At 65.4% G+C, this 7,571-nt stretch carries 6 protein-coding genes and 1 pseudogene; all 7 read left to right on the top strand.

Annotated elements, in window-relative coordinates:
- Positions 1–375 (top strand): annotated as a pseudogene (locus WB785_RS16840) (signal recognition particle-docking protein FtsY); the annotation flags it as partial.
- A gap of 218 nt (positions 376–593) precedes the next feature.
- Positions 594–2,033 (top strand): ammonium transporter, encoded by a 1,440-nt coding sequence (locus WB785_RS16835; RefSeq protein ID WP_424080451.1) that lies wholly within the window; start codon positions 594–596, stop codon positions 2,031–2,033.
- Complete coding sequence (locus tag WB785_RS16830; RefSeq protein ID WP_219067167.1) at positions 1,972–2,310, top strand: P-II family nitrogen regulator; 339 nt, start codon at positions 1,972–1,974, stop codon at positions 2,308–2,310. Before WB785_RS16835 ends, WB785_RS16830 begins: the two co-directional genes overlap by 62 nt.
- A 51-nt stretch (positions 2,311–2,361) precedes the next feature.
- A complete protein-coding gene (locus WB785_RS16825; protein ID WP_424080450.1) occupies positions 2,362–4,809 on the top strand; it encodes a [protein-PII] uridylyltransferase in 2,448 nt (815 codons plus the stop codon).
- A 390-nt stretch (positions 4,810–5,199) separates the two neighbouring features.
- Complete coding sequence (locus tag WB785_RS16820) at positions 5,200–5,508, top strand: hypothetical protein (RefSeq protein ID WP_424080449.1); 309 nt, start codon at positions 5,200–5,202, stop codon at positions 5,506–5,508.
- Between the two features lie 28 nt (positions 5,509–5,536).
- Positions 5,537–6,277, top strand: a complete 741-nt coding sequence (locus WB785_RS16815) for a hypothetical protein (protein WP_424080448.1) — start codon at positions 5,537–5,539, stop codon at positions 6,275–6,277.
- A gap of 257 nt (positions 6,278–6,534) precedes the next feature.
- Positions 6,535–7,571, top strand: a 1,037-nt coding sequence (locus tag WB785_RS16810; RefSeq protein ID WP_424080447.1) for a signal recognition particle protein, incomplete at its 3' end; no start/stop codon positions are given.

Raw genomic sequence — 7,571 nt, 5'->3', positions numbered from 1 at the left:
GACAAGGGCATCGAGACGGGCGCTGACGTCGTCGTCATCGACACCGCGGGCCGGCTGCACACCAAGACCGGCTTGATGGACGAGCTCGGCAAGGTCAAACGCGTCGTGATGCGTCGTGCCGCGGTCGACGAGGTGCTGCTGGTGCTCGACGCCACCATAGGGCAGAACGGCCTGGCGCAGGCGCGGGTGTTTGCCGAGGTCGTCGAGATCACCGGCACGGTGCTGACCAAGCTGGACGGCACGGCCAAAGGCGGCATCGTCTTCCGGGTCCAGCAGGAACTGGGGGTCCCGGTGAAACTGGTCGGGCTCGGGGAGGGACCCGACGACCTAGCGCCGTTCGAACCAGCCGCCTTCGTCGACGCACTGTTGGGCTGATCGCAGGTCGGCCGGGCCGACTGTGAGCATGGCGGCGACCCGCTGCGCCCGGCTTCGCCACGCTCGCGATCGCCGCTGTGAGCATGATGTAACACGGGCGAAACCTGCCAGCGTCACGTTTCGAAACAAGGACTGCGCATTGTCTTGACAGCGTTGTCAGCGGGTTACCGGTCGCAGCCCCGCGTTGGAGGCGGCCTTGCCGAAGGAGGTTAGGGGCAGTGGACCAATTCCCCACGATGGGAGTGCCAGACACCGGCGACACCGCCTGGATGCTGGCGAGCTCCGCGTTGGTGCTGTTGATGACGCCGGGCCTGGCGTTCTTCTACGGCGGGATGGTTCGCGTCAAGAGCGTGCTCAACATGATCATGATGAGCATCATCGCGATGGGCGTCGTCACCGTGCTGTGGGTGATTTACGGTTACTCGCTGGCCTTCGGTGACGACGTCGGCAACATGGCAGGCAACCCGACGCAATACTTTGGCCTGAAGGGTCTTATCGGGGTCAATGGCGCTGCCGCCAGCGGCAGCACCGCCGCGACCAACATCGCGCTGGCGGGCACACTGCCCCAGACGGTCTTCGTCGCATTCCAGCTGATGTTCGCCATCATTACGGTGGCGCTGATCTCCGGTGCGGTGGCCGACCGGTTGAAGTTCGCCAGCTGGACGGTATTCGCCGGGCTGTGGGCCACCGTCGTGTACTTCCCGGTGGCGCACTGGGTGTTCTGCGCCGACGGGGTCACTGGAGCCCACGGCGGCTGGATCGCCAACAAGCTGCACGCGATCGACTTCGCGGGCGGCACGGCGGTGCACATCAACGCCGGTATGGCGGGCTTGGTGTTGGCGATCGTGCTGGGCAAGCGCAGGGGCTGGCCGAAAAACCCGACGCGACCGCACAATGTGCCATTCGTGATGCTGGGTGCGGGTCTGCTGTGGTTTGGCTGGTACGGATTCAACGCCGGTTCGGCTACCAGCTCAAACGGCGTCGCCGGGTCGACATTCATCACCACGACGGTGGCCACTGCCGCGGCGATGTTGGCCTGGTTGGCCACCGAGCGAATCCGCGACGGGCACGCCACGACGCTGGGTGCGGCCTCGGGCATCGTGGCCGGACTGGTCGCGATCACGCCGTCCTGTTCCTCGGTCAACGTGCTGGGCGCGCTGATTGTCGGCGCGGCCGCCGGTGTGCTGTGTGCGCTGGCGGTCGGTCTGAAGTTCAAGCTCGGATTCGACGACTCACTCGACGTGGTCGGGGTTCACCTGGTCGGCGGGATCGTGGGAACGCTGCTGGTGGGGCTGCTGGCCGCGCCGCAGACCATCGCGATTGCCGGCGGTGGCGGTCACACGTCGGCGGGGTTGTTCTACGGCGGTGGCTTCGCTCAGCTGATCCGCCAGACCATCGGCGCCGGGAGTGTCCTTGCATATTCGGGCATCGGCACCCTTATCGTTGCTCTGTTACTCAAGTACACGATCGGGCTGCGTCTTACCGCCGAAGACGAGGCCACAGGTATCGACGAGGCTGAGCACGCAGAGAGCGGCTACGACCTCGCGGTTGTCGGCAGCAGTTCGTTTGTCCATTCGGCTGAAGAGGGAAAAGGAAATGAAGCTGATTACCGCGATCGTGAAGCCGTTCACGCTCGAGGACATCAAAGCCAGCCTTGAGCAGGTGGGGATCCTGGGGATGACGGTCAGCGAGGTCCAGGGGTACGGCCGCCAGAAGGGGCACACCGAGGTTTACCGAGGTGCTGAATACTCCGTTGACTTCGTACCGAAGGTGCGCATCGAGGTCTTGGTCGAAGACTATGACGCGGACAAGGTCCTGGACAGCATCGTGCGGGCCGCACGCACCGGTAAGATTGGCGACGGCAAAGTGTGGGTCAGCGCCGTGGAAACGGTGGTGCGGGTGCGCACCGGTGAACGCGGCGCCGACGCAATCTAGTACACGCCCGATGAAGGCTCCTCTGGAGTAGCCGATCCGATCTGGACGGGAATGACACAGCGCGGACCAGAGCCACCCGATCCGATTCGGCCGGCGGCTGCCGCGGTAGGCAGCACCGCCAGCCCGGCCACCGATCTACCCGCTGACCGGGAAAACCTTCTCGCCCGCGCACCGGGTGAACTTGATTCGGCCGCCTTGCGCCAAGCGTGGACAGATCTGCATGAATCCTGGTTGACCGCGAAGGCCACCGAAATCGGTATCACCGCCGACAGCGGTTTCTCGATCGTCGCGACCGGTTCATTGGGCCGACGCGAGCTAGTGCCCTACTCTGACCTGGACCTGCTGCTGTTGCACGACGGTATGCCCACCGAAACCGTGCGAGAGATTGCGGATCAACTGTGGTATCCGTTGTGGGACACGAACATTCGGCTTGACCACAGCGTGCGTACGGTCGCCGAGACATTGCGGGTCGCCGGCGCGGACGTGTCCGCCGGCTTGGCCATGCTGGATGCCCGGCACATCGCCGGCGACGAACAGCTGTCGGCCCGGCTGATCGAGGGAGTGCGGCGGCAGTGGCGCACCGGAATCCAGTCGCTGTTCGGCGAACTCGTTGAAGAGACGCATGCCCGGTGGCGGCGCATCGGGGAGATCGCTCACCGGGCCGAACCCGACCTGAAACTGGGCCGTGGCGGCTTGCGCGATGTCCAATTGCTCAATGCCCTGGCCACAGCCCACCTCGCCGACCGGCTGACCGTGGGACGGCCGGAAAACCCGCTGGGTTCATTGACCGACGCACAAGCGACCCTGCTCGATGTCCGCACCGAACTTCACCGGGTTTCCGGTCGAGGGCATGATCTGCTGTTGGCGCAGTTCGCCGACGAGATCAGCGCCGCGCTGCACATCGGCGACAGATTCGACCTCTCTCGAACTCTGTCCGACGCGGGCCGCACCATCAGCTACCGTGTCGACGCCGGGCTTCGGACTGCCGCCAATGCGCTACCACGGCGCGGGATTTCGGCTATGCGGCGCCGGCCCCGTCGGCCGCTCGACGAGGGAGTGGTCGAGTACGCCGGGGAGATCGTGCTCGCGCGTGACGCCCGGCCGCAAAACGACCCGATGCTGGTGCTCCGCGTGGCGGCGGCGTCCGCGGTCACCGGACTGCCCATTGCGGTGTCCACGTTGTCCCGGCTGGCCGAGACCGCAGCCGATCTCCCGACGCCGTGGCCGCGGGAGGCGCTGAACAACCTGCTGGTCCTTTTGGCTGCCGGCCCGGACACGATTGCAGTAATCGAAACGCTGGACCGGACAGGGTTGTGGGTGCGCCTTTTTCCGGAATGGGCTGCAATCCGCGACCTTCCGCCCCGCGACGTCGTCCATATCTGGACAGTGGATCGCCATCTGGCCGAGGCCGTTTCGCGGGCAAGGATTTTCACCACCCGGGTCGCGCGTCCCGATCTGCTGATCCTGTCTGCGCTGCTGCACGACATCGGAAAGGGACGAGGTGTCGATCACAGCGTGGTCGGCGCCGAGTTGGCAGGAGAAATCGGCACCAGGCTGGGCATGTGGCCTGCCGACGTCGAGACCCTTGCCAAGCTGGTGCGTCACCACTTGCTGTTGGCGAAAGTCGCGACCCGCCAAGACCTCAACGACCCGCAGACCATCGCCAATGTGTGCGAGGCGTTGGACGGAAATCCGATAGTGCTCGACGTGCTGCATGCGCTGACAGAAGCGGACTCCTTGGCGACCGGGCCCGGCGTGTGGAGTGATTGGAAAGCATCGCTGGTCCGCGATTTGGTACGCCGCTGCCGGATGGTGATCGCCGGCGAACCGTTGCCGCATGCGGATCCTCTTGACCCTGAGTATCTTTCGCTGGCCGCAGACGGCAAGGTACATGTTGAGCTGCGGCCCGGCAGCAGCCAGCGCCTCTACCACGCCGTGGTGATCGCGCCGGACCAGCGTGGGCTGCTGTCCAAATCCGCAGCTGTGCTAGCGCTGAACTCGTTACGCGTGCATTCGGCATCGGTGAACATTCACGAGGGTGCCGCGATTAGTGAATTCGTGGTCTCACCGCATTTCGGTTCGCCGCCCGCCGCTGGATTGCTGCGTCAACAGCTGGTCGGCGCGCTGGACGGCGAGGTCGACGTTTTGGCCACGCTCGAGCAGCGCGACCGGGAACCCCCTCGTGTTCCCGTTCGCGAAGCCCCCACCGCGATTCCGGCTCACCAGCCGACCGCTCCACCGAGAATCCTGTGGTTGGACGATGCGCCCGGCCGACTGATGATCGAAGTCCGCGCCACCGACCGTGCCGGCTTGCTCGCGCGACTCGCCGGCGCACTCGAGCGCGCCGGAGTTGACATCGAATGGGCGAAAGTCACCACGCGGGGGTCGATGGTCGACGATGTCTTCTGCGTTACGCCGCCGTCCGAGGCCACCTCGGAAGTGCGAGCCGCAATCGAGCGCGACGTCCTCGCTGTGTTGGGTGCGGCTCGGCCGGCATGATCCGGCGCCACAGGTGGCTGAGTCCTGCGGATTCAGGGAACCAGCCGTTGGAAGCAGTGTTGCCCCGCCATACCCGCCGGCTGGCAAATGGTCCGAACGTGGGGAGGACGCGGGGCGTCCGGCTTGGGCGCGTCTGCCAGGCGCGGGCATGGGTCTACCGCATTGACGACGCAGGTTGGATTGTCGGCGTGGGCTTGACCAAGCAAGCCGGCACCGCCGACGCCGCTAACGATCGCCAGCATCCCCGCACCTGCGACCATCGCTCGTTGCACCAACTTCCGTGGCTCCATACCGGGACCATAGTCCATAAAAGTAGACTTTTGTGGTGAAACGGAGAAGTTAGTATCGCAATGTTGCAGCAGGTCCACCGAGCCGAGATACTGTCTACTCATGGACGACTGCGATAAGGATCCCGCAGTGGTGTTGCCCTACCTTGTGGGCCGACCTCTTGCCGCCACCGAGGTGTACGAGGCGTTCGGTTACCGCAAATCGGCGTACTACAAGGCGGCTCGCGAGGGCAGGTTGATCTCCGCCGATAACCTGATCAGAGCGGGTAAGTATCTGGGGTTGAACCCGATTGACTTGCTGGTCCGGTTCGGGCTCATCCAGCCCGAGACGGTCACCGAATACGTGGCATCAAACCGCGCGCTCCCGAGGTTGCGCGACCTTCGCCCCGACCCCAGCAAACCGCCGGTCTGACGGCTCAGGAGAGGAACCGGTTGCGAGAATGATGTCCGCACTCATCATCGTCACGCTGGTTGCCGTCTTCTATAGCTTGTGGGTCCGCCGGGATACCTGGCGCTCGCGCTGGGAAGCCGACGCAAGCCTCAACATCGCCCTGCAAGGTTGCGCGGTACTGCTCATGTCGCCATGGGTATCAGCCACCCTGGGACCGCCCCTGCACCACATCTTCCACCGATGGAATGTCGAAGATCTCTTCGGCCACATCTGCCTGATCGTCGCCGTGACGGCGATCATCGATCACGGTTTGGCCCGGCTCGGCGACGAACGCGACTGGCGCAGGCTCTTCCGCCGACACGTCGCAATGCCGTTGTGGCTAGGCATCCCTGCGTTGGTGGCGGTGTTCATCGTCGCGGATGAGGGCTATCACCCTGACCTGTTCCCGGCCCACGTAAGCACGGTCTGGTTCGGCGCCTACTGGATTGTGCTGGGGGTCCTGCTCGTCTATTTGTTCGGCTACGCCGGCAGGGTGATGCTGATCGTACGAAAAGACCCCCGCTCAACGGCGACGGCAGACCTGTACTTGATCTCCGCGGCCTTTGGTGTGGCAGCGACCGTCATACAGGTGAGCACGGCCGAGGCCGGCATCGATATCACCCTGCCCGTCTGGTTGTGTGCATGTCTGGGCGCGATCGGCTTCGCCTACGGATCCGCACGCTCGTGGCACGCCAAAGTGGCGTGGTTCAAAGACAGCAAGAGAGCGACGCTGCCCCGCAACGACAGCTGACCGAGCCGACGGGCAGTCAATACCTCGACGAGTGTGCGGCACGCTTCACACTGGTCGACGAGTGTGCGGCCAGCTTCACGTTCGCGCCCGGCTAGGTCCGATTGCCGGATTCGCCCCCTCGCCGCTGCGCGGCTGGGAGGTACCCCCACAGCCCGCCGCTTACGCGGCGCGCATTGTCGCCCCGCTAGGTCGGATTGCCGGATTCCACAGCCCGCCGCTTACGCGGCGCGCATCGTCATCCCGCTAGGCTGGGCGGCGTGTTTGAATCGCTGTCCGATCGGCTGACCGGTGCCCTGCAGGGGCTGCGCGGCAAGGGCCGGCTGACCGACGCCGACATCGACACCACTTCGCGCGAAATTCGGCTGGCGCTGCTGGAAGCCGACGTCTCGCTGCCGGTGGTGCGAGAGTTCGTCGGCCGCATCAAAGAACGCGCCAAGGGCGCGGAGGTGTCCGGTGCCCTCAACCCGGCGCAACAGGTCGTCAAGATCGTCAACGAGGAGCTCATCGGCATCCTCGGCGGGCAGACCCGCCGGCTGGCGTTCGCGAAGACGCCGCCGACCGTGGTGATGCTGGCCGGTTTGCAGGGCTCCGGTAAAACCACGCTGGCAGGCAAGCTCGCGGTATGGCTGCGCGGCCAAGGGCATACCCCTCTGCTGGTGGCGTGCGACCTGCAGCGCCCGGGCGCGGTCAACCAGTTGCGCATCGTGGGGGAGCGGGCCGGTGTCACGGTCTTCGCGCCACACCCGGGCACGTCGGCGGACGCCGACGCGGCGCAGCAAGCCGGTCCCGGTGATCCGGTCGCGGTCGCCTCAGCCGGACTCGCGGAGGCCCGCGCCAAGCATTTCGACGTCGTGATCGTCGATACCGCCGGACGGCTGGGCATCGACGACGAGCTGATGTCTCAGGCCGCGGCGATCCGCAATGCCGTTGATCCCGACGAGGTCTTGTTCGTCCTGGACGCGATGATCGGCCAGGACGCGGTGACCACCGCTGAGGCATTCCGCGAGGGTGTGGGCTTCACCGGCGTGGTGCTGACCAAGCTGGACGGCGACGCGCGCGGCGGCGCCGCACTGTCGGTTCGCGAAGTTACCGGGGTGCCAATCCTTTTCGCGTCGGCCGGCGAGAAGTTGGAGGACTTCGACGTCTTCCATCCGGACCGGATGGCCAGCCGCATCTTGGGCATGGGCGATGTGCTGAGCCTGATCGAGCAGGCCGAGCAGGTCTTCGATGCGCAGCAGGCCGAGGACGCGGCCGTCAAGATCGGATCCGGCGAGTTGACGCTGGAGGACTTCCT

Origin of the sequence: Mycobacterium sp. (assembly GCF_049585075.1) — a bacterium.
In the GTDB taxonomy this organism is placed as follows: domain Bacteria; phylum Actinomycetota; class Actinomycetes; order Mycobacteriales; family Mycobacteriaceae; genus Mycobacterium.
The sequence above is the reverse complement of the archived record's forward strand: the minus strand, read 5'-3'. Positions and strand labels throughout refer to the sequence as shown.